This window comes from Psychrobacter sp. (assembly GCF_030457785.1).
Taxonomy (GTDB): Bacteria; Pseudomonadota; Gammaproteobacteria; order Pseudomonadales; family Moraxellaceae; genus Psychrobacter.
The window spans coordinates 1-18937 of sequence record NZ_JAKDUI010000021.1 but is presented as its reverse complement, the minus strand read 5'-3'; the positions used below and the strand labels follow the sequence as shown (position 1 = coordinate 18937).

Below are 18937 nucleotides of genomic sequence, written 5' to 3'. Positions count from 1 at the left end.
TATGAGCATTACCTAAGAAACCCCTACCTCTAAGGTAGTGGGTAGTTCATGCATTACAAGTCTGAATGACGAGATATGCTGATAAGATATAAAATTAAAGGTGGCCTGTTGCGCTGCCTTTAATTGCATTTATAAGTCCATAACCCTGAATGACCAAGCTGTATCGCTTATTTTGCTATATTGTTTATTTTGCTATGTAAGGTTATGACTTATCATTTGACTGAGGCAAACCCCCAAGCTCGATAGTTGCTTGTATGAGTTGCTGTTCATCGTAGAACTTAATATTAGACACATTATGATCCCAAGTATTTTTGCACGCCAACCGTTATCACTTCGTAAGACTGCTATTGTATTGATAGCAGCCTTAGTGTTGATGTGGTTTGATAGCAAAAATGCAGGATGGTTTGATCCAGTACGAAACACCAGCCATGCGGCGATGCAGCCTATCTATGAGCTGTCACTCTTACCCAGCTATGCCATGCACTGGGCCAGTGATAGTGTCCAATCCAAAGAGGTATTACGCCGCGAAAATGTGCGGTTAAAGTCGCAGCTGATTCATGCACAAGCCAAATTGCAGCAGCAAGATTATATCTTGGCACAAAATGCCCGCCTACAAGGTATTTTATCAACGACCAGACCTGAGCAGTTTGACTTAAATCTTGCACAAGTTATCGGTACAGACACCAACTTACTTAGACAGATTGTAGTGATAAATAAAGGTTCGCAAGATGGGGTTCGGGTTGGGCAGACGGTCATCGATGAAGATGGTATCCTAGGTCAAATAATCAATGTCTATCCCAATACCAGCCGTTTACTGTTGATTACCGATGAGCAGCAGTCAGTTGCTGTGACTATCAAGAGAACGGGTCAACGGGCTATCGTAACCGGACAAAACATACCGACGTCTTTGAGTCTAGAGTATGTGTTCAAAACCTCTGACGTACGTGTGGGTGATGAGTTGGTTTCTTCAGGTCTCGGTGGTCGTATCCCAGCTGGTTATCGAGTCGGTCGTATCGCTAATGTGAAAGATACTCATGCAGAGAATTTCAGAGACATTACCGTTACGCCAGCCGCTAACTTCATTGATAATGCTTACGTATTAGTCCTTCAAGATAAACTGGTCGGTGAAGATAATACAACTATCAACGAGCGCTGATTGGATGATAGTTTATATATATTCGCAAGATAGTACGTCTACGATAAACCTCTCAGCGGTAGCAATCGCTAACACTCGCAAAGGCAAGTAATCATGTCGTATCCTGATTCCGAGAATGCAACGGCACCACTGATTGCTGTCATTGTTTTAAGCCTCGTTGTGGCATCTTCGCTGAGCGTCTATCCTTTGGCCCATAGCATGTCTATGCTACGGCCGATGATCATGATTATGGTCTTGATATTCTGGTTGCTTTTTCAGCCGCACTATGTCGGGGTTTTTACAGCATTTACCACCGGTCTCATTGCCGATTTGTTGATGGATACTCACTTAGGACAGCAGGCCTTTGCTGCGGTCGTCGTTGCTTTTGTTATTAAAATTGCTAGTATCTATGTGAAGCAATTGAGCATGGTCAGCGCTTGGGCGATAGCGAGCCTGGGTTTAATCGTATTTCAGTTGACAATGTGGATGTTACAGATGTTTATCCAAGGCATTTTTATCGCTCAATCTGCCTTAGCGTTACTCATTAGTATTATCAGCTGGCCGCTAGTACTGTTAGTGCTGTGTAAGTTTGCACGGCAGTCATAGTAATGCTTGAACCAAGATTTTTGCGCAAAATTGAACGCTAGCGATCAACAGCTTGAAATATATAAATCTATAAATTGAGAGGTAACGATGGAGATTGTCTTAGCATCGGGCTCACCGCGTCGTCGTGAGTTACTAGAAACAGCGCAGCTAGCATTTAGTACCTTGAGCGTTGATATCGATGAAACGCCGAAAGATAATGAGTCACCAAAAGATTATATCGAGCGTATGGTCACTGCTAAGGCAGCAGCAGCAGTACAGCAGCTAAATGATAGTCTGACACTTTTTACAGATCAAGGCGCCAATGAGCTTATTATATTAACCTCAGACACTATCGGTGTTTTACCAGATGGGCAGACGGTATTGGTCAAACCGATTAATCGTGAGCACGCTTATGAAATGTGGCGGCAGATGTCTGGTGGTACCCATGAAGTGTGGACAGCGGTACAAGCAACCAAACTATCACTGACGCCTGCTATGGAACATAAGTCTCAAACGTTTCAGGTACTGAAATGCCAACAAATCACCGAGCGCACAGAAGTGAGCTTTATCCCATTGACGGTAGAAATGATGAGTAGCTATTGGGACAGTGGCGAGCCTGCAGATAAAGCAGGTGGTTATGGCATTCAAGGTTTGGGCGCTACATGGGTCAGCCGTATCAATGGTAGCTATACCAATGTCGTCGGTTTGCCACTGTCCCAAACGTTAGCGCTCGTTAAAGAGATGGAATAGGGTGATGTAACCTCGTGATGGTAACATCGCCTGTCCGCCGGTACTTGCGTCCGCCTGCTAGTGAGCGTTGATCAGTTGCCTTATACACCAGACAGTCGCGTGTGAACGATGACACTACATAAATAAGGTAGGGCGATGAGAAAGCGTAAGCTGTATTTGTTACACTGTGAACCTAATAGACGATAAACGCCAAACAAGAATGCTGAAAGATAAGAGAAAACAATTATGTCCGAAGAGCTGCTGATTAATATTAGCCCAATGGAGTCTCGAGTTGCTGTACTAGACAATGGCATCTTGGGTGAAATCTATATTGAGCGTCATAATAAGTTAGGGTTGGTTGGTAATATCTATCTAGGCACGGTCGTTAGAGTGTTACCAGGCATGCAGGCGGCGTTTGTTGATATCGGTCAGTCACGTACCGCCTTTTTACATGTCAACGATATGCAACGTGAGCCGCGTCCAACAGCAGAAAATAAAAACAAAGTGTCTGAAGACAGCGACCAGAAATCAGACAATCAAACAGATAACACCATTATAGAGACTGCGGAGAACCTAACTGCTACGCCACCTGTGGTGAGTGTAAAAAGCACAGAAGTTGCGCCTGTCTCCAAAACACTTATTCAACATCGACTGCATGAAAGTCAGCGTATCCTCGTGCAAGTGACCAAAGATCAATTGGGTAGCAAGGGTGCTCGCTTGACCACCAATATCTCCTTGCCATCACGTTATTTGGTTTACCTCCCATCAAGCGATCATATCGGTATCTCCCAACGTATCGATGGCGAAGAGGAGCGTACACGATTAAAATCTGAGCTTAATAGTCTGATGCAGACGGTGAGCCTAAAAGGTGGGTTAATCGCCCGGACAGCGGCTGAGCGTGTCCCTGTTGCCAAACTTGAGGAAGACATTTACTACCTATTGCAGCTTTGGCGTACGATCTGTGCTCGTCGTCAAGAGATGAATCAGCATCAAAGCTCGGAGTTGATTTACCAAGAGTTATCACTGCCGCTACGTTCTATCCGTGACTTGGTCCATGCGGATACGGAAAAGGTAATCGTTGATAACACTCAGATTTATGAGCAAGTCAGGTATTTTGCCAAAGAGTTTGTCCCTTTTGTGTATGATCGTATTGTCCACTATAAGGCGGAGCAGTCATTGTTCGATGTTCATCGTGTAGAAGACGATCTACGTGATGCGTTGAAACGTCGTGTCGACTTAAAGTCAGGTGGCTACTTGATTATCGATCAGACCGAGGCGATGACGACGATCGACGTCAATACAGGCTCTTTTGTAGGTGGTCGCTCCCTAGAAGATACGGTTTATAAGACCAACTTAGAAGCCACCCACGCCATCGCTCGACAGCTGCGTCTACGAAATCTCGGTGGTATTATCATTCTTGATTTCATTGACATGCTTGAGCAACAACACAAAGACGATGTGCTTGAGAGTTTGCAAGTACAACTCACCCAAGACTATGCCAAAACCAAAATCACACAAGTCAGTGAACTGGGTTTGGTAGAAATGACCCGTAAACGAACAAGAGAGTCATTGGGGCAGCAGCTTTGTGAACCTTGTTCGACCTGTCACGGGCGTGGGTTTGTCAAAACAGCTGAGACAGTGTGTTTCGAGATATTCCGTGAAATAATGTGCTGCGCTCGCACTTACAATTCACCGAAGAAGTTCACGGTCGTTGCTCACGCGGCAGTCATCGATTTACTATTGACGACAGAGTCTGATACCGTGGCAGACTTAGAGTATCTGCTGGGTCGGGTGATCACGTTTGATGTTGAGAACCTTTATACTCAAGAGCAATACGATATTGTTTTGGATTGATACGACGGCAGTTGCTAACGCTCGTGGTTATTTGTGACGTGACTACATGTGATATGATGTGATTGTTTGTGATAAAAATACTGTGATGATACCGTGATTCAAAGTGTTGTGTATAAAGGATAATATCTTAGATTGCTTGAGATATTATCCTTGTAATGAACAAAAAAATATGTATAATACATACCACTGAATTATACATGCGCAGCTAATAAAACAGCTGGCGCTATGACAGCTAGAGCATCGTTTCTAGCACTATTTCATTATGCCTTTGCTGACATCCAACTATGGACGGGTCGGCGGGGCTTTAAATTATTTTGCTTTTAGCACGCTACTGGTTCTCTTGTAGAACAGATTCTGAAAAGAATGGGAAGCCGCTTGAAGTGAATCTTTAACCAAACGGCTTTTGATCATAATCTTGCAGCGCAAGAATGATAAAAGCACATATTAGGAGCTTGCTGGCATGGCTAACCAGAGAATCCGTATCCGTCTCAAGTCATTTGATCATCGTCTGATTGATCAGTCGGCCCAAGAGATTGTCGATACTGCAAAGCGCACCGGTGCGCAAATTTGTGGTCCTGTACCGTTGCCGACTCGCATTGAGCGTTTCAACGTTCTAACCTCGCCACACGTTAATAAAGACGCTCGTGACCAGTACGAAATACGTACCCACAAGCGTATGGTTGATATCGTTCAGCCTACTGATAAAACTGTGGACGCGCTAATGAAGCTAGATTTAGCGGCGGGTGTTGACGTTCAAATTGCTTTGGGTTAATGCAAATCACACACCCAACCCATTAATATAAGATATAAAGAGGTCTAAAATGGCGATCGGTTTAGTCGGTAAAAAATGCGGCATGACCCGTGTCTTCACTGAAACAGGCGCATCTATCCCTGTGACAGTGGTTGAGGTCGATGCAAACCGCATTACTCAAGTAAAAAATACTGATGTAGATGGTTATCAAGCCATCCAAATCACCACAGGTACCCGTCGTGACAGCCGCGTAACAGCCGCACAAAAAGGTCACTTCGCTAAAGCTGGCGTTAAAGCTGGTCGTGGTGTTTGGGAATTTCGTGTCAATGACAGCGATCTAGAAGGTCGTGAGATTGGCGGTGAGATCCTAGCTGACTTATTCGAACAAGGTCAGATGGTTGATGTCACAGGACAAAGTAAAGGTAAAGGCTTTCAAGGCGGCGTAAAGCGTCACAACTTTAGCATGCAAGATGCCACCCATGGTAACTCAGTATCTCACCGTGCCCTTGGTTCAACTGGTCAGAACCAGTCACCAGGTAAAGTCTTCAAAGGCAAAAAGATGCCAGGTCAAATGGGTAACAAACGCGTTACCGTTCAGGGCCTAGAAGTGATATCAGTGGACGCCGAGAAAGGGTTAATTGTCATCAAGGGTGCTATCCCAGGTGCCACCGGTGGCGATGTCATCGTACGTCCGTCAGTCAAAGCCTAAGCAAGGGGATTAACGTGGATTTAAAAACAGTTACAGGTGCGGCGGTTGAACTTTCTGATACGGCTTTTGGTCGTGAATTCAACGAAGCATTAGTGCACCAAGTCGTCACCGCATATCTTGCTGGTGCTCGCCAAGGTACACGTGCGCAAAAAACCCGTGCCGAAGTTTCTGGCGGTGGCATTAAGCCATGGCGCCAAAAAGGTACTGGTCGCGCTCGTGCAGGCTCTATTCGTAGCCCAATCTGGCGTTCTGGTGGTCGTGCATTCGCTGCAAAACCACAAGACTGGTCACAGAAAGTAAATCGTAAAATGTATCGTGGTGCGATGCAGTGTATTCTTGCCGAATTGATTCGCCAAGAGCGTCTTGTTTTGGTCGAAGAGCTAAGCGTTTCTGGACCAAAGACCAAAGAGCTGATCGCAAAGCTAAATGAGCTTAATGCACCTCGTGCACTAATCGTCACTAAAGAAGTAGACGAAAACTTATACTTAGCCGCTCGCAACATTCCACACGTTAATGTACTTGGTACAAACGAAGTGGACCCAGTGAGTTTGATCGCGTTTGATAAAGTGATCATGTCAGTTGAAGCCGCGAAACAATTTGAGGAAGCACTAGCATGAATAAAGCAAGACTTTATCAGGTCTTAAGAGGACCTGTATTCTCAGAAAAATCTCAAATGCTTGGCGACTCACTTGGTGTGCAGGTATTTAAAGTTGATTCTAATGCTACTAAGCTTGAAGTCAAAAAAGCAGTTGAGTTGATGTTTGAAGGTGTTGAAGTTACTAAAGTAAACACTTTGAATGTTAAAGGTAAGACAAAGCGTTTTGGTAGAAGCATCGGCCGTCGTAATGACTACAAAAAAGCCTATGTTACCTTAAAAGCTGGTCAAGATGTACAAATGGCTGATGCTGGTGAAGACGTAGCTAACACTACTGACTCTACTAGTGAAACAGCGAACAACGAATAAGGATTACACTCATGCCTATCGTAAAAGCAAAGCCAACATCACCAGGCCGTCGTTTTGTTGAAAAAGTGGTGCATCCACACCTTTACAAAGGTCGTCCTCATGCAGCGCTTCTCGAATCAAAAAGTAAGTCAGGTGGTCGTAACAACAATGGTCGCATCACGACTCGTCACGTTGGCGGCGGTCACAAGCACCACTATCGTGTTATCGATTTCAAACGTACTAAAGACAATATCCCAGCAACGGTAGAGCGTATCGAATACGATCCTAACCGTACTGCTCATATTGCTTTACTTAAGTACGCTGATGGAGAACGTCGTTACATCATCGCTGCGAAGAAACAAGCAGTAGGCGATACAGTAATGTCAGGCGAAACATCGCCAATCCGTCCAGGTAACTGCCTACCGCTAAAAAACATCCCATTGGGTACTGTGATTCACAATATCGAGCTTAAAATCGGTAAAGGTGCACAGATGGCTCGTTCTGCGGGTGCTAGCGTTCAGTTGCTAGGTCGTGATGGCATATACGCAATTCTACGTATGCGTTCAGGTGAAACTCGTCGTGTACATATCAATTGTCGTGCAGTTATTGGTGAAGTCTCTAACACTGAAAACAACTTGAAATCACTTGGTAAAGCCGGTGCTTCGCGTTGGCGCGGTATTCGTCCTTCTGTTCGTGGTGTTGCTATGAACCCCGTTGATCACCCACACGGTGGTGGTGAAGGTCGTAACAAAGGTCGCCATCCTACTAGCCCTTGGGGTCAGAAGTCTAAAGGACTTAAAACGCGTCACAATAAGCGTACTGACAGTATGATCATCCGTCGCCGTCGCGCCAAGAAGAAATAAAGGAAGAATTTCATGCCTCGTTCATTGAAAAAAGGTCCATTCATAGACGCGCATTTGTTTGCCAAAGTTGAGAATGCATTAGACACCAACTCACGCAAGCCAATTAAGACTTGGTCGCGCCGCTCGATGATTCTGCCACAAATGGTTGGCCTAACTTTATCTGTTCATAACGGTCGTACTCATGTACCAGTTATCGTGAGTGAGCAGATGGTTGGTCATAAACTAGGTGAATTTGCCCCGACTCGTACGTATCGTGGTCATGGCATTGACAAAAAAGCTAAGAGATAAGGTGCTTACCATGGAAGTAACTGCAAAATTACGCGGTGCCGCCATTTCGGCACAAAAAGTTAGACTCGTTGCTGATGAAGTTCGTGGCAAATCTATTGAGCGTGCTTTGGATATCCTAACGTATAGCAATAAAAAAGGCGCTGTATTTGTTAAGAAATGTCTTAACTCAGCCATCGCCAATGCTGAAAACAACAACGGTTTAGATATCGATACTCTGAAAGTATCAACCATCTACGTTGATGAAGGCATTACGCTAAAACGTATCCTACCACGTGCCAAAGGTCGCGCTGATCGTATCAGTAAGCGTACTTGTCACATCACTATAAAGGTAGGAGAATAAGTTATGGGTCAAAAAGTACATCCAATCGGAATTCGTCTTGGTGTTGTAAAAAAGCATAACGCAAACTGGTATGCTAACCCGAAACAATACTCAGAATACCTCATTAACGACATCCAAGTCCGTGAGTATCTACGCAAAAAGCTAGATAACGCTATGGTCAGCAACATCAAGATCGAGCGTCCTACTGGTGCTGCTAAAATCAGTATCGCTACTGCGCGCCCTGGTATCGTTATCGGTAAGAAAGGCGAAGATATTGAAAGACTTCAAAAAGAATTAACCAAAATTATGGGCGTACCTGCTCAGGTTAACATTGAAGAAATCACATCTCCTGACCTTGATGCACGTTTGGTAGCTGACGGTATTGGTAGCCAGCTTGAACGTCGTGTTATGTTCCGCCGCGCGATGAAACGCGCTGTACAGAACAGCATGCGCTCTGGTGCTAAAGGTATTAAAGTAGAGTTGTCTGGCCGTCTTGGCGGTGCTGAGATTGCTCGTACTGAATGGTACCGTGAAGGTCGTGTGCCATTGCATACACTCCGTGCTGATATTGACTATGCGTCAATTCGTGCAGAGACAACTTACGGCACCATCGGTGTTAAAGTTTGGATTTTCCGCGGAGAGATCCTTGACGGTATGAACAGCGTTTATAATCCCGTCACCGAAGAGAAGCCTCGTGCGCCAAAACGCCGTGGTCGTGGAAACCGTCGAAACTCAGACAGAGGTTAAACTATGTTACAGCCAAAACGTACCAAGTTTCGTAAAATGCACAAAGGTCGTAACACTGGGCTAGCTCATCGTGGAAGCACCGTTGCATTCGGACAAATTGGTCTAAAATCATTGACGCGTGGTCGTATGACGGCTCGTCAAATCGAAGCAGCACGTCGTACCATCACTCGTAAAATCAAGCGTGGCGGTAAGATTTGGATTCGTGTATTCCCTGACAAGCCAATCACCAACAAGCCATTAGAAGTACGTATGGGTAAAGGTAAAGGTCCAGTCGAGTATTGGGTATGCGAAATCAAACCCGGTAAAGTGCTATATGAAATCGAAGGGGTTTCAGAAGAACTTGCTCGCGATGCATTAACACTTGCTGCAGCAAAACTGCCCTTTAAAACCACCATTGTTAAGCGGACGATAATGTAATGAAGATCAGTGAATTACGTGATAAATCATTAGAAGAACTGACCCAGTTACTTGATGAAAAGCAACTTGATGCTTTCCGTATTCGTATGGCAAAAGCAACTGGTCAGTTGGGTAATACCCATGAAGTTAAAGCAAATCGTCGTACGATTGCACAGCTTCAGACTTTGATTAACGAGAAACAACGAGGCGACTCATGAGCGATAACAATCAAACAGCTAATGCTAGCGTACTGACAGGACGAGTTGTCAGCGACAAGATGGACAAATCCATCACAGTTTTGATTGAGCGTCTGGTTCGTCATCCTTTGTATGGCAAGCAGCTTCGTCGTTCTACAAAAATCAAAGCACATGATGAGAATAATGTTTGCCAGCAAGGCGACCTTGTCCGCATCAAAGAAACGCGTCCAATCTCAAAAACAAAGTCTTGGACTTTAGTGGATGTGGTTGAAAAAGTAGAAAAAATCTAAGTAAATTGCATTAAATGCCAGAAGCTGTTAAAATAGCCGCCTTTTTAAGGATGCTGATTGCGCCGAGCGTATATCACTCACATTAAGAGTAAGTCGCGGTTATTTATATTAAAATGCCGTCTGCTCATACTGTGCTAGCGGCAGCAACTGGTTTTTTATTGCTCATACGTGTGGAGTAACGCTATGATTCAGGTTGAGTCAATGCTGGAAGTTGCAGATAATAGCGGTGCAAGGCGAGTTCAGTGCATTAAAGTACTGGGTGGTTCTCATCGTCGTTATGCATCAGTTGGCGACATTATTAAAGTAACGGTTAAAGAAGCCATTCCTCGTGGTCGTGTTAAAAAAGGCGACGTGATGAATGCAGTAGTTGTACGTACCAAAAAAGGCGTTCGTCGCCCTGATGGTTCTGTCCTGCGTTTTGATGACAATGCTGCGGTATTGTTGAACCAAAACAAAGCACCAATTGCAACTCGTATTTTTGGACCGGTAACTCGTGAACTACGTGGTGATCAGTTTATGAAAATTGTATCACTTGCACCAGAAGTATTGTGAGGTAATCCATGTCAAAATTACGTAAAGGCGATACAGTTATCGTGATTGCTGGTAAAGATAAAGGCAAGCAAGGTACTGTACAAGCTGTAAAAAATGATCGTATCAAAGTTGAAGGCATTAACATCGTCACTAAACACCAGAAGCCAAATCAGGCAACTGGCGTTGAAGGTGGCTTGCTTAAGCAAGAAGCTTTTTTACATATTTCAAATGTCGCAATCTTAAATGCGCAAACCCAAAAAGCAGATCGTATTACTTATCAATTCGACGAAGACGGCAACAAACAGCGTGTTTATCGTTCGAATGGTGAAGTAGTGGCGACTGCGTAAGACACTAAGGGTGTAATGGTAATGGCAAGATTAAAATCTTTATATAACGATAAGCTAAAGCAGCAAATCCAAGAAGAGCTTGGTTTGGCGAATGTGATGCAAGTGCCTAAAATCACTAAAATCACATTAAACATGGGTGTCGGTGGCGCGTCTCAAGACAAGAAATTGCTTGAAGGTGCAGTAGCCGATATGACAGCAATCGCTGGTCAAAAACCTGTCGTCACAAAAGCGCGTAAGTCAGTTGCTGGTTTTAAGATTCGTGAAGAATGGCCAATTGGCTGTAAAGTAACGCTACGCGGTGAGCAAATGTACGAATTTTTAGATCGTCTCATTGCCATTGCAATTCCTCGTATTCGTGATTTCCGCGGTTTTTCACCTAAAGCCTTTGACGGGCGTGGTAACTACTCTTTGGGTATTAAAGAACAGATCGTATTCCCAGAAGTAGATTATGACAAGATTGATCGTATCCGTGGTATGGATGTGACTATCACCACGTCAGCTGGTGCTGATGAAGAAGGTCGTGCGCTGCTCAAAGCATTCGGCTTCCCATTTAAATAAGGTAAAGACGTTATGGCAAAGAAGAGCATGATTAACCGCGAATTAAAACGCGAAAAAATGGTTGCTAAGTATGCTGAAAAGCGTGCCAAGCTAAAACAAACTATCAGTGATATAAATGCAAGCGATGAAGATCGTATGGATGCAATGTTAGAGCTACAAGCTCTTCCACGCAACGCATCTCCAGTACGTCTGCGCAATCGTTGTGCTATCACCGGTCGTCCTCACGGTTACTTCCGCAAGTTTGGCTTATCACGCAATATCTTGCGTGAGCGTGTCATGCAAGGCGATGTGCCTGGTGTTCGTAAAGCAAGCTGGTAAGGAGTAACTATATGAGTATGCAAGATACCGTTGGGGATATGCTAACCCGTATTCGTAACGCACAAATGGCTAACAAAGTATCGGTATCAATGCCGAGTTCTAAATTACGTAAATCAATTGCTGATTTACTAGTTAGCGAAGGTTATGTGACTAGCGCGGTTGTAGCTGAAGAAGAAAACAACAAAGCGACACTAACTATCGAACTAAAATACTTCGAAGGCAAGCCTGTCATCGAATCTATTCAGCGTTATAGCCGTCCTGGTTTACGCCAGCATCGCGGCAAAGACGCTATCCCTACCGTTAAGCAAGGTATGGGTGTTGCTATCGTATCGACGAGCCAAGGCATCATGAGTGATCGTGCTGCACGTGCTGCCGGTATCGGTGGTGAAATCGTCGCGTTCGTTGCCTAATTAGCACTCCTAATCTGGCAATACGACGAAAAGTCTATTTGGACCGTTTGAGCTTGTTATTGAGTGTATTACTTGATATCAAGCTTGATTAAAGCAAGTATCTGGTTTTTATCAATTCCATGGTGCTTAACAGGGACAACTATGCTAAACTAGCAGGCTTTTTAGCCTGTTAGTTTTTTCGCTAATATAAAAAGTTAATTTTTCAAGGAATATTCCTATGTCTCGTGTGGCTAAAGCCCCGGTGACGCTGCCAAACGGTGTAAGCGTTACTTTGAACGATCGGCAGGTCGAAGTTAAAGGCAAGAACGGTTCTATGTCTTTACGCCTGCATGCATTGGTCGAGCTGAAACAGGAAGATGATGCAATCATTTTCTCACCTACAGTCGATTCAAAAGAAGCAATGATGCACACAGGAACCATGCGTGCTTTACTTAACAACTATGTTACTGGCGTTAGCGTAGGTTTCGAAAGACGCCTTCAGCTAATTGGTGTCGGTTATCGCGCACAATCTGCTGGCGATAAAGTCACCTTAAACGTTGGCTACTCGCATCCAGTAGAGTATACCTTGCCAGAAGGTGTGACAGCTGAAACACCAACGCAAACTGAAATCGTTTTAAAATCTAGCGATAAGCAGAAGCTTGGTCAAGCAGCGGCTAATATCCGTGGTTTCCGTCCACCTGAACCTTACAAAGGTAAAGGTATTCGTTATAGCGACGAACATGTGGTTCGCAAAGAAGCTAAGAAAAAATAAGGTGAGTTGAAATGTTTGATAAAAAAGCAGCTCGTCTACGTCGAGCAAAGAAAACCCGTGCGCATATCCGTGTTTTAGGCGTCAATCGCTTAACGGTTAACCGTACACCAAAACATATTTATGCCCAGATTATCTCTCCAAACGGTGGTGAAGTGATTGCTCAGGCATCTACCTTAGACGACAGCCTTCGTTCTGGTGCAACCGGCAACGTTGATGCAGCAACGTCTGTAGGCCAAATGATCGCTGAACGTGCAAAAGCAGCTGGTATTACAAAAGTTGCCTTTGACCGTAGTGGTTTTAAATATCATGGTCGAGTTAAAGCTTTAGCAGAAGCTGCTCGCGGAAATGGATTGGAGTTTTAATCATGGCTAGAAATGATAAAAATGAACAAAGTGACGGTTTAGTAGAACGCTTAGTAACCGTCGATCGTGTTGCCAAAGTTGTTAAAGGTGGTCGTATTTTCTCATTCACTGCGTTGACCGTAGTTGGTGATGGCAATGGCCGTGTTGGTTTTGGTCGCGGTAAAGCGCGTGAAGTGCCTGCTGCAATCCAAAAAGCACTAGAAGCTGCTAAACGTAATATGATCAATGTTGAGCTAAATGATGCAACATTGTATCATCCGATCAAAGCAAATCATGGCGCTAGTAAAGTTTACATGCAGCCTGCATCTGAAGGTACTGGCGTAATCGCTGGTGGCGCAATGCGTGCTGTATTAGAAGTTGCTGGTGTCAAAGATGTTTTGACTAAATGTTATGGTTCTACCAATACTGCTAACGTTGTTCGTGCGACGTTTAACGGTTTACGTGATATGTCAACTCCAGAAAAGATGGCAGCAAAGCGTGGTAAATCTGTAGACGAAATCTTGGGTTAACTTAGACTAGGTGAGTTACGATGAAAAAAATGAAAGTCACTCAATTGAAATCGGGTGCCCATCGCCTAAAGAGCCACAAAGCGAGCTTGAAAGGATTGGGTTTACGCCGTATTAATCATACTGTTGAAGTAGAGGATACTCCTTCAACACGTGGTATGGTAAATCGCGTCAACTACATGGTAAAAGTGGAGGAAGCGTAATGGGACTTAGATTAAATGAATTATCACCAGCCGTTGGTTCGAAGAAAAATGCCCAACGTCGTGGTCGTGGTATCGGTTCAGGTCTTGGCAAAACTGGTGGTCGTGGTGTAAAAGGTCAAAAATCTCGTTCAGGTTCTAGCGTTCGCTCAGGATTTGAAGGTGGTCAAATGCCTTTATACCGTCGCCTACCTAAATTTGGTTTTACCAGTAAAATGGCAATGACAACTGCTGAAGTTCGTCTGTCTGAACTGAATAAAATTGAAGGCGATGTGGTTAGCATTGAAACACTTAAAGCTGCCAACCTTATCCGTCATGATATGAAGCGTGCCCGTGTTATGTTATCAGGCGAAGTTACTAAAGCTTATACCTTTAAAGGTATCAAAGTAACGAAAGGCGCTAAGCAAGCAATCGAAGCTGCTGGTGGTAGCATCGAGGAGTAGCAACGTGTCAAAACAATCAATGTCATCGGCTGGTATACCGCTCAATCCATTTGCTTTCATACGCAAGTATGATGAACTATGGACGCGATTATTGTTTCTAATCGGCGCATTGATTGTTTATCGTTTAGGGTCACACATTCCAGTACCGGGTATCAATCCGGTTAACTTGGCTGATTTGTTTTCGCGCAATGAAAACACCATATTAAGCATGTTTAACATGTTTTCAGGTGGTGCGCTAGAGCGTATGTCCATTATGGCACTTGGTATTATGCCATATATCTCAGCATCGATTATTGTACAGATGATGTCTGCGGTAGTGCCATCGCTTGAAGCCCTCAAAAAAGAGGGTGAAGCAGGCAGACGAAAACTAAACAAGTATACCCGTCAAGGGACTCTTGCTTTAGCTTTAGTGCAGTCATTAGGGATGTGTGCTGGTTTGATCAGCCAGAATCTTACTTTATCCACCGGTCTTACTTTTTATATTCCAGCGGTAACATCATTAGTAGCGGGCGCCATGTTCTTAATGTGGCTCGGCGAACAGATTACAGAACGCGGAGTAGGTAATGGTATTTCAATGCTCATTTTTGCGAGCATTGTGGCCGGTATGCCAGGTATTATTTCGCAGTCAATCGAACAAGTGAATCAAGGGCAAATGAATTTGATTGTGCTGTTCATTTTTGTGGTACTGGGTATCGCGGTTACTGCTGGTATTGTTTATATTGAACGTGCTCAGCGCCGTGTTCCAGTTAACTATGCTCAGAAGCAACAGCAAGGGCGCAAAATATATGCTCAGCAGCAGTCACATTTGCCGCTGAAGCTGAACATGGCAGGTGTTATTCCAGCTATTTTTGCCAGTTCACTATTGTTGTTTCCAGCAAGTTTGGGGCAATGGGTTGGTCAATCTACTGATCCAAGCTTTACACAAAAAATACTACAGAATATGGCTTTAGTGTTGTCTCCAGGGCAGCCGCTGTATCTTGTATTATTTGGTGCAATGATTATTTTCTTCTGTTACTTCTACACAGCGTTGGTATTTAGCCCGCGTGAGGTAGCAGAAAACCTTAAACGTAGTGGTGCGTATATTCCAGGTATTCGCCCCGGGCAACAAACTCAGCGTTACTTAGATCATGTATTAAACCGACTGACCTTTATCGGCGCGATGTATATGACGGTTATTTGTTTAATGCCAATGGTTGTCCAGTCATCGTTTGGTGTACCGTTTCAACTTGGTGGTACGTCTTTACTGATTATGGTTGTAGTAGTGATGGACTTCATATCGCAACTAAGAGCGCATTTGATGACTCATCAATATCATGATCAGACGTTAATTCAATCGCCCACTCAACCTTAAATGAGCGGTACGATATTTCAAGGAGCATGCTATGAAAGTTCAAGCATCAGTTAAAAAGATTTGTGGTAGCTGTAAAGTTGTGCGCCGTAAAGGCCGTGTACATATTATTTGTACTGCAGAACCTCGCCACAAGCAACGTCAAGGTTAATGTTTAGTGTGATTTAGCCATAGGCTTTATTACTATTTAAATTAACACTTGAAAAATAACGGCGGATGAGTTATCATCCGCCACTTGCCGTAGTTTATACAATAACTTTTATAGTGCTTTCAATGAGCTGGCTTATTATTAGGTCAATACAATGATAGCGTTATGAAGGTTTTCGTATCGACAGCAACAAATCTGAAAAATAACGCTTTATCGAGAGATAATGCTCATTTTTCTTTAATGGAGAGAAATCAATGGCTCGTATTGCCGGCGTAAACATCCCGGATAATAAGCATGCTGTTATTTCACTAACTTATATCTTTGGTGTAGGTCGTACCACTGCTCAGAAAATCTTAGAAGCAGTTAGTATTGCCCCTAATACTAAAGTAAGTCAGTTAGATGATACGCAGTTAGATGCTATCCGTGCACAAGTTGCAAATTACATGACTGAAGGTGATCTTCGTCGTGAAGTGTCAATGAATATTAAGCGCTTAGTTGATCTTGGTTGTTACCGTGGCATCCGCCATCGTCGTAACCTACCAGTAAGAGGTCAGAACACTAAGAACAACGCTCGTACTCGTAAGGGTCCGACACGCCCTCTCAAAAGATAATTAACTTAGGAAGCTAAAAGATGGCTAAAGACACTCGTAGTCGCAAGAAAGCGACTCGTCGTTCAGTATCGGAGGGCGTTGCCCATATCCATGCGTCTTTTAATAACACCATTGTTACGATTACCGATCGTCAAGGTAATGCACTGGCTTGGGCCACCTCGGGTGGACAAGGCTTCCGTGGTTCACGTAAATCTACACCATTTGCAGCTCAGGTTGCAGCTGAGGTTGCTGGTAAAGCAGCTCAAGAATATGGTGTTAAGAATGTCGACGTTTTGGTCAAAGGACCAGGACCGGGTCGTGAGTCTGCGGTAAGAGCACTAGGTGCATTGGGTTATAAAGTGAACAGCATCTCTGATGTAACCCCAATCCCACACAATGGTTGCCGTGCGCCGAAAAAGCGCCGCGTCTAATATTAAAGACGAAGCTTTTTATTCCAGAAGCTTATAGGAGACATAAAGATGGCCCGCTATATTGGACCAAAACTAAAATTATCACGTCGTGAAGGTACGGACTTAGGACTTAAGTCTGGTGTAAAGCCGTACGACGTAAAAACAAAGAAAGCTGGTCGTCCACCAGGTCAACACGGTGTTAGCCGTAACAAGACTTCAGAATATGCATTACAGCTGCGTGAAAAGCAGAAAGTTAAGCGTATGTATGGTGTACTAGAGCGTCAGTTTGCTAATTACTATAAAGAATCTGCTCGTAAGCGCGGTGCTACTGGTGAAAACCTTTTAGCCATGCTTGAGAGCCGTCTAGACAACGTGGTATATCGCATGGGCTTTGGCTCAACTCGCGCAGAAGCACGTCAGCTAGTTAGTCATCGTACTGTTATGGTAAAGAAAGCTGGTCGTGATGAGTTTGTTCGTGTGAACATTCCTTCAATTCAGCTTCAAGATGGTGATGTCATCGCTATCCAAGAGAAGTCTCGCGAACAGCTACGTATTAAAAACGCTGTCGAATTAGCGACACAACGTGGCATTCCAGAATGGTTAGATGTTGATCACAGCAAACTACAAGGTACTTTTAAACAAGCACCTGATCGTATTGATCTACCTGCTGAAATCAACGAAAACTTGATCGTTGAGCTATACTCTAAGTAATAACGTACCGCTCAATGTCATAAAAATGGCATTGAGCAACAAACGTTAATTAAACCAGTTTAATAAATCGAGGTGACATCATGATGCTAAATGCAACTGAGTTTCTAACGCCGAATGCCATCAATGTGGATACGGTTAACGAAACGATTGCGAAAGTCACGCTCGAACCGTTAGAACGCGGCTTTGGGCATACCTTAGGTAATGCCTTACGTCGCATCTTGTTATCTTCATTACCTGGTGCTTCAGTCATTGAAGCTGAGATTGATGGTGTTGACCATGAATACTCTACGCTTGAAGGACTACAAGAAGACGTACTTGATTTGCTTTTGAATCTTAAAGGCTTAGCAATTACGCTTCATGACCAAAATGAAGTATTTTTGACCTTGGATAAACAAGGTCCAGGCACTATTACTGCTGCAGATATCACGCTACCTCATAATGTAGAAATCACCAATCCAGATTTGGTTTTAGGTACATTGAGCGACCGTGGGCATCTTAAGATGCGTTTGCGTGTAGTAATGGGTCGTGGATATGAGCCAGCAAACCAGCGCCGTGAAGATGGTGATACCAAAGCAATTGGACGCTTAAAGCTTGATGCAAGCTTTAGCCCTGTGCTACGTGTTGCTTATCAAGTTGAGAACGCTCGTGTAGAGCAGCGTACTGACCTTGATCGTCTTATCATTGAGCTTGAAACTAATGGCACTATAGATCCAGAAGAAGCAATTCGTAAAGCAGCCACTATTTTACAGCAACAGATTTCTATCTTTGTTGACCTAGAAGCTGAAGAAGCGCCTGAGCCTGTGAAAGAAAAAGAAGAGGTTGACCCAGTACTACTACGTCCTGTGGATGATCTTGAACTAACGGTTCGCTCAGCCAACTGCTTGAAAGCTGAAAACATTTACTATATCGGTGATTTGGTACAGCGTTCAGAGACTGAACTTCTAAAAACCCCAAATCTTGGTAAGAAATCATTAACTGAAATCAAAGACGTGCTAGCGTCTAAAGATTTAGAGCTCGGTATGCGCCTAGACAACTGGCCACCAGCTGATTTAAGAGTTGATGATCGCTTTTCTTATCGTAGCCGTTAAACTTTAAGGATTTTTGACTATGCGCCATCGTAAGAGTGGAGTTAAGCTGGGTCGTACCGGCAGTCATCGTAAGGCAATGTTTCAGAACATGACCAACTCATTATTTGAGCATGAACTGATCAAAACAACTTTACCAAAAGCTAAAGAACTACGTCGCGTTGCCGAGCCATTGATCACTATGGCTAAAGAAGACAGCGTTGCTAACCGTCGTTTAGCGTTTAGCCGTATGCGTAGCAAAGCTATGGTAGGCAAATTATTTGGCACGTTAGGTCCTCGTTACCAAACGCGTCCAGGTGGTTATTTGCGTATCATCAAGTGCGGTCATCGTGATGGTGACAATGCGCCAATGGCTTATGTAGAACTAGTTGATCGTGACTAATTTTGCAATGACAGTATAAATTATAAAAAAG

At 43.9% G+C, this 18937-nt stretch carries 32 protein-coding genes; all 32 read left to right on the top strand.

Translation table 11 applies throughout. The features are described 5' to 3' along the window. Positions 1–295: 295 nt before the first annotated feature. The 32 genes from mreC (at position 296) to rplQ (ending at position 18906) form a co-directional block, all read left to right on the top strand. Positions 296–1156, top strand: coding sequence for a rod shape-determining protein MreC (gene mreC / locus L0J61_RS02330; protein WP_301464708.1), 861 nt, complete (start codon positions 296–298; stop codon positions 1154–1156). Between the two features lie 93 nt (positions 1157–1249). Continuing rightward, positions 1250–1741: a rod shape-determining protein MreD gene (mreD, locus tag L0J61_RS02325; protein WP_301464707.1), complete on the top strand. Its 492-nt coding sequence runs from the start codon at positions 1250–1252 to the stop codon at positions 1739–1741. 87 nt (positions 1742–1828) lie between these two features. Then, positions 1829–2470 (top strand): nucleoside triphosphate pyrophosphatase, encoded by a 642-nt coding sequence (locus tag L0J61_RS02320; RefSeq protein WP_301464706.1) that lies wholly within the window; start codon positions 1829–1831, stop codon positions 2468–2470. A gap of 225 nt (positions 2471–2695) precedes the next feature. Next, positions 2696–4303, top strand: a complete 1608-nt coding sequence (locus tag L0J61_RS02315; RefSeq protein ID WP_301464705.1) for an Rne/Rng family ribonuclease — start codon at positions 2696–2698, stop codon at positions 4301–4303. Positions 4304–4763: 460 nt separating this feature from the next. Further along, on the top strand, positions 4764–5075 hold the full coding sequence (gene rpsJ / locus L0J61_RS02310) for a 30S ribosomal protein S10 (RefSeq protein ID WP_169393475.1): 312 nt from the start codon (positions 4764–4766) through the stop codon (positions 5073–5075). Positions 5076–5124: 49 nt separating this feature from the next. Then, positions 5125–5763 carry a 50S ribosomal protein L3 gene (gene rplC, locus L0J61_RS02305; RefSeq protein ID WP_301464704.1) on the top strand — a complete coding sequence of 213 codons (639 nt, stop codon included), beginning with the start codon at positions 5125–5127 and terminating at the stop codon, positions 5761–5763. A 14-nt stretch (positions 5764–5777) separates the two neighbouring features. Continuing rightward, positions 5778–6380 carry a 50S ribosomal protein L4 gene (gene rplD / locus L0J61_RS02300; RefSeq protein ID WP_301464703.1) on the top strand — a complete coding sequence of 201 codons (603 nt, stop codon included), beginning with the start codon at positions 5778–5780 and terminating at the stop codon, positions 6378–6380. Further along, a complete protein-coding gene (gene rplW, locus L0J61_RS02295; RefSeq protein ID WP_301464702.1) occupies positions 6377–6727 on the top strand; it encodes a 50S ribosomal protein L23 in 351 nt (116 codons plus the stop codon). Before rplD ends, rplW begins: the two co-directional genes overlap by 4 nt. Before the next feature lie 11 nt (positions 6728–6738). Beyond that, positions 6739–7569, top strand: coding sequence for a 50S ribosomal protein L2 (gene rplB / locus L0J61_RS02290; protein WP_301464701.1), 831 nt, complete (start codon positions 6739–6741; stop codon positions 7567–7569). 12 nt (positions 7570–7581) lie between these two features. Continuing rightward, positions 7582–7857 (top strand): 30S ribosomal protein S19, encoded by a 276-nt coding sequence (gene rpsS, locus L0J61_RS02285; RefSeq protein WP_010196682.1) that lies wholly within the window; start codon positions 7582–7584, stop codon positions 7855–7857. Positions 7858–7867: 10 nt separating this feature from the next. Continuing rightward, a complete protein-coding gene (rplV, locus tag L0J61_RS02280; RefSeq protein WP_010196689.1) occupies positions 7868–8197 on the top strand; it encodes a 50S ribosomal protein L22 in 330 nt (109 codons plus the stop codon). A 3-nt stretch (positions 8198–8200) separates the two neighbouring features. Continuing rightward, complete coding sequence (rpsC, locus tag L0J61_RS02275) at positions 8201–8923, top strand: 30S ribosomal protein S3 (RefSeq protein ID WP_301464700.1); 723 nt, start codon at positions 8201–8203, stop codon at positions 8921–8923. A gap of 3 nt (positions 8924–8926) precedes the next feature. Beyond that, positions 8927–9340: a 50S ribosomal protein L16 gene (gene rplP, locus L0J61_RS02270; RefSeq protein WP_025644399.1), complete on the top strand. Its 414-nt coding sequence runs from the start codon at positions 8927–8929 to the stop codon at positions 9338–9340. Then, on the top strand, positions 9340–9537 hold the full coding sequence (gene rpmC / locus L0J61_RS02265; RefSeq protein ID WP_201588096.1) for a 50S ribosomal protein L29: 198 nt from the start codon (positions 9340–9342) through the stop codon (positions 9535–9537). Before rplP ends, rpmC begins: the two co-directional genes overlap by 1 nt. Next, complete coding sequence (rpsQ, locus tag L0J61_RS02260) at positions 9534–9806, top strand: 30S ribosomal protein S17 (protein WP_010196699.1); 273 nt, start codon at positions 9534–9536, stop codon at positions 9804–9806. Before rpmC ends, rpsQ begins: the two co-directional genes overlap by 4 nt. Before the next feature lie 183 nt (positions 9807–9989). Next, a complete protein-coding gene (rplN, locus tag L0J61_RS02255) occupies positions 9990–10358 on the top strand; it encodes a 50S ribosomal protein L14 (RefSeq protein ID WP_010196702.1) in 369 nt (122 codons plus the stop codon). Between the two features lie 8 nt (positions 10359–10366). After that, positions 10367–10684, top strand: coding sequence for a 50S ribosomal protein L24 (gene rplX, locus L0J61_RS02250; RefSeq protein WP_301464699.1), 318 nt, complete (start codon positions 10367–10369; stop codon positions 10682–10684). A 21-nt stretch (positions 10685–10705) separates the two neighbouring features. Continuing rightward, complete coding sequence (rplE, locus tag L0J61_RS02245; RefSeq protein ID WP_301464698.1) at positions 10706–11242, top strand: 50S ribosomal protein L5; 537 nt, start codon at positions 10706–10708, stop codon at positions 11240–11242. A gap of 12 nt (positions 11243–11254) precedes the next feature. Further along, positions 11255–11560, top strand: coding sequence for a 30S ribosomal protein S14 (rpsN, locus tag L0J61_RS02240; protein ID WP_301464697.1), 306 nt, complete (start codon positions 11255–11257; stop codon positions 11558–11560). An 11-nt stretch (positions 11561–11571) separates the two neighbouring features. Next, a complete protein-coding gene (gene rpsH / locus L0J61_RS02235) occupies positions 11572–11970 on the top strand; it encodes a 30S ribosomal protein S8 (RefSeq protein WP_301464696.1) in 399 nt (132 codons plus the stop codon). 217 nt (positions 11971–12187) lie between these two features. Next, the gene (gene rplF, locus L0J61_RS02230; protein WP_301464695.1) at positions 12188–12721 is read left to right on the top strand and encodes a 50S ribosomal protein L6; all 534 of its coding nucleotides are present in this window, start codon (positions 12188–12190) and stop codon (positions 12719–12721) included. An 11-nt stretch (positions 12722–12732) separates the two neighbouring features. Continuing rightward, on the top strand, positions 12733–13083 hold the full coding sequence (gene rplR / locus L0J61_RS02225) for a 50S ribosomal protein L18 (RefSeq protein WP_301464694.1): 351 nt from the start codon (positions 12733–12735) through the stop codon (positions 13081–13083). Positions 13084–13085: 2 nt separating this feature from the next. Continuing rightward, positions 13086–13592: a 30S ribosomal protein S5 gene (gene rpsE, locus L0J61_RS02220; RefSeq protein ID WP_301464693.1), complete on the top strand. Its 507-nt coding sequence runs from the start codon at positions 13086–13088 to the stop codon at positions 13590–13592. A 20-nt stretch (positions 13593–13612) separates the two neighbouring features. Next, complete coding sequence (gene rpmD, locus L0J61_RS02215) at positions 13613–13792, top strand: 50S ribosomal protein L30 (RefSeq protein WP_301464692.1); 180 nt, start codon at positions 13613–13615, stop codon at positions 13790–13792. Beyond that, positions 13792–14232: a 50S ribosomal protein L15 gene (gene rplO, locus L0J61_RS02210; RefSeq protein ID WP_301464691.1), complete on the top strand. Its 441-nt coding sequence runs from the start codon at positions 13792–13794 to the stop codon at positions 14230–14232. The genes rpmD and rplO overlap by 1 nt, the downstream gene beginning before the upstream one ends. 19 nt (positions 14233–14251) lie before the next feature. Further along, positions 14252–15583 carry a preprotein translocase subunit SecY gene (gene secY, locus L0J61_RS02205; RefSeq protein ID WP_301464709.1) on the top strand — a complete coding sequence of 444 codons (1332 nt, stop codon included), beginning with the start codon at positions 14252–14254 and terminating at the stop codon, positions 15581–15583. A 31-nt stretch (positions 15584–15614) separates the two neighbouring features. Then, positions 15615–15731, top strand: coding sequence for a 50S ribosomal protein L36 (gene rpmJ, locus L0J61_RS02200; RefSeq protein WP_010196721.1), 117 nt, complete (start codon positions 15615–15617; stop codon positions 15729–15731). A 251-nt stretch (positions 15732–15982) separates the two neighbouring features. Then, entirely contained in the window at positions 15983–16339 is a 357-nt protein-coding gene (rpsM, locus tag L0J61_RS02195; RefSeq protein ID WP_301464690.1) for a 30S ribosomal protein S13, read from the top strand. Between the two features lie 20 nt (positions 16340–16359). Beyond that, a complete protein-coding gene (gene rpsK / locus L0J61_RS02190) occupies positions 16360–16749 on the top strand; it encodes a 30S ribosomal protein S11 (RefSeq protein ID WP_301464689.1) in 390 nt (129 codons plus the stop codon). A gap of 48 nt (positions 16750–16797) precedes the next feature. Next, positions 16798–17439 carry a 30S ribosomal protein S4 gene (gene rpsD / locus L0J61_RS02185; protein ID WP_301464688.1) on the top strand — a complete coding sequence of 214 codons (642 nt, stop codon included), beginning with the start codon at positions 16798–16800 and terminating at the stop codon, positions 17437–17439. A gap of 80 nt (positions 17440–17519) precedes the next feature. After that, positions 17520–18527 carry a DNA-directed RNA polymerase subunit alpha gene (rpoA, locus tag L0J61_RS02180; protein WP_301464687.1) on the top strand — a complete coding sequence of 336 codons (1008 nt, stop codon included), beginning with the start codon at positions 17520–17522 and terminating at the stop codon, positions 18525–18527. Between the two features lie 19 nt (positions 18528–18546). Next, entirely contained in the window at positions 18547–18906 is a 360-nt protein-coding gene (gene rplQ / locus L0J61_RS02175) for a 50S ribosomal protein L17 (RefSeq protein WP_301464686.1), read from the top strand. The last annotated feature ends 31 nt before the right edge of the window (positions 18907–18937 follow it).

What these genes read in the sequence shown, in the direction of transcription:
- mreC (WP_301464708.1), top strand. Translation starts at nt 296, where the DNA reads ATGATCCCAAGTATTTTTGCACGCCAACCGTTATCACTTCGTAAGACT.
- mreD (WP_301464707.1), top strand. Translation starts at nt 1,250, where the DNA reads ATGTCGTATCCTGATTCCGAGAATGCAACGGCACCACTGATTGCTGTC.
- L0J61_RS02320 (WP_301464706.1), top strand. Translation starts at nt 1,829, where the DNA reads ATGGAGATTGTCTTAGCATCGGGCTCACCGCGTCGTCGTGAGTTACTA.
- L0J61_RS02315 (WP_301464705.1), top strand. Translation starts at nt 2,696, where the DNA reads ATGTCCGAAGAGCTGCTGATTAATATTAGCCCAATGGAGTCTCGAGTT.
- rpsJ (WP_169393475.1), top strand. Translation starts at nt 4,764, where the DNA reads ATGGCTAACCAGAGAATCCGTATCCGTCTCAAGTCATTTGATCATCGT.
- rplC (WP_301464704.1), top strand. Translation starts at nt 5,125, where the DNA reads ATGGCGATCGGTTTAGTCGGTAAAAAATGCGGCATGACCCGTGTCTTC.
- rplW (WP_301464702.1), top strand. Translation starts at nt 6,377, where the DNA reads ATGAATAAAGCAAGACTTTATCAGGTCTTAAGAGGACCTGTATTCTCA.
- rplB (WP_301464701.1), top strand. Translation starts at nt 6,739, where the DNA reads ATGCCTATCGTAAAAGCAAAGCCAACATCACCAGGCCGTCGTTTTGTT.
- rpsS (WP_010196682.1), top strand. Translation starts at nt 7,582, where the DNA reads ATGCCTCGTTCATTGAAAAAAGGTCCATTCATAGACGCGCATTTGTTT.
- rplV (WP_010196689.1), top strand. Translation starts at nt 7,868, where the DNA reads ATGGAAGTAACTGCAAAATTACGCGGTGCCGCCATTTCGGCACAAAAA.
- rpsC (WP_301464700.1), top strand. Translation starts at nt 8,201, where the DNA reads ATGGGTCAAAAAGTACATCCAATCGGAATTCGTCTTGGTGTTGTAAAA.
- rplP (WP_025644399.1), top strand. Translation starts at nt 8,927, where the DNA reads ATGTTACAGCCAAAACGTACCAAGTTTCGTAAAATGCACAAAGGTCGT.
- rpmC (WP_201588096.1), top strand. Translation starts at nt 9,340, where the DNA reads ATGAAGATCAGTGAATTACGTGATAAATCATTAGAAGAACTGACCCAG.
- rpsQ (WP_010196699.1), top strand. Translation starts at nt 9,534, where the DNA reads ATGAGCGATAACAATCAAACAGCTAATGCTAGCGTACTGACAGGACGA.
- rplN (WP_010196702.1), top strand. Translation starts at nt 9,990, where the DNA reads ATGATTCAGGTTGAGTCAATGCTGGAAGTTGCAGATAATAGCGGTGCA.
- rplX (WP_301464699.1), top strand. Translation starts at nt 10,367, where the DNA reads ATGTCAAAATTACGTAAAGGCGATACAGTTATCGTGATTGCTGGTAAA.
- rplE (WP_301464698.1), top strand. Translation starts at nt 10,706, where the DNA reads ATGGCAAGATTAAAATCTTTATATAACGATAAGCTAAAGCAGCAAATC.
- rpsN (WP_301464697.1), top strand. Translation starts at nt 11,255, where the DNA reads ATGGCAAAGAAGAGCATGATTAACCGCGAATTAAAACGCGAAAAAATG.
- rpsH (WP_301464696.1), top strand. Translation starts at nt 11,572, where the DNA reads ATGAGTATGCAAGATACCGTTGGGGATATGCTAACCCGTATTCGTAAC.
- rplF (WP_301464695.1), top strand. Translation starts at nt 12,188, where the DNA reads ATGTCTCGTGTGGCTAAAGCCCCGGTGACGCTGCCAAACGGTGTAAGC.
- rplR (WP_301464694.1), top strand. Translation starts at nt 12,733, where the DNA reads ATGTTTGATAAAAAAGCAGCTCGTCTACGTCGAGCAAAGAAAACCCGT.
- rpsE (WP_301464693.1), top strand. Translation starts at nt 13,086, where the DNA reads ATGGCTAGAAATGATAAAAATGAACAAAGTGACGGTTTAGTAGAACGC.
- rpmD (WP_301464692.1), top strand. Translation starts at nt 13,613, where the DNA reads ATGAAAAAAATGAAAGTCACTCAATTGAAATCGGGTGCCCATCGCCTA.
- rplO (WP_301464691.1), top strand. Translation starts at nt 13,792, where the DNA reads ATGGGACTTAGATTAAATGAATTATCACCAGCCGTTGGTTCGAAGAAA.
- secY (WP_301464709.1), top strand. Translation starts at nt 14,252, where the DNA reads ATGTCATCGGCTGGTATACCGCTCAATCCATTTGCTTTCATACGCAAG.
- rpmJ (WP_010196721.1), top strand. Translation starts at nt 15,615, where the DNA reads ATGAAAGTTCAAGCATCAGTTAAAAAGATTTGTGGTAGCTGTAAAGTT.
- rpsM (WP_301464690.1), top strand. Translation starts at nt 15,983, where the DNA reads ATGGCTCGTATTGCCGGCGTAAACATCCCGGATAATAAGCATGCTGTT.
- rpsK (WP_301464689.1), top strand. Translation starts at nt 16,360, where the DNA reads ATGGCTAAAGACACTCGTAGTCGCAAGAAAGCGACTCGTCGTTCAGTA.
- rpsD (WP_301464688.1), top strand. Translation starts at nt 16,798, where the DNA reads ATGGCCCGCTATATTGGACCAAAACTAAAATTATCACGTCGTGAAGGT.
- rpoA (WP_301464687.1), top strand. Translation starts at nt 17,520, where the DNA reads ATGATGCTAAATGCAACTGAGTTTCTAACGCCGAATGCCATCAATGTG.
- rplQ (WP_301464686.1), top strand. Translation starts at nt 18,547, where the DNA reads ATGCGCCATCGTAAGAGTGGAGTTAAGCTGGGTCGTACCGGCAGTCAT.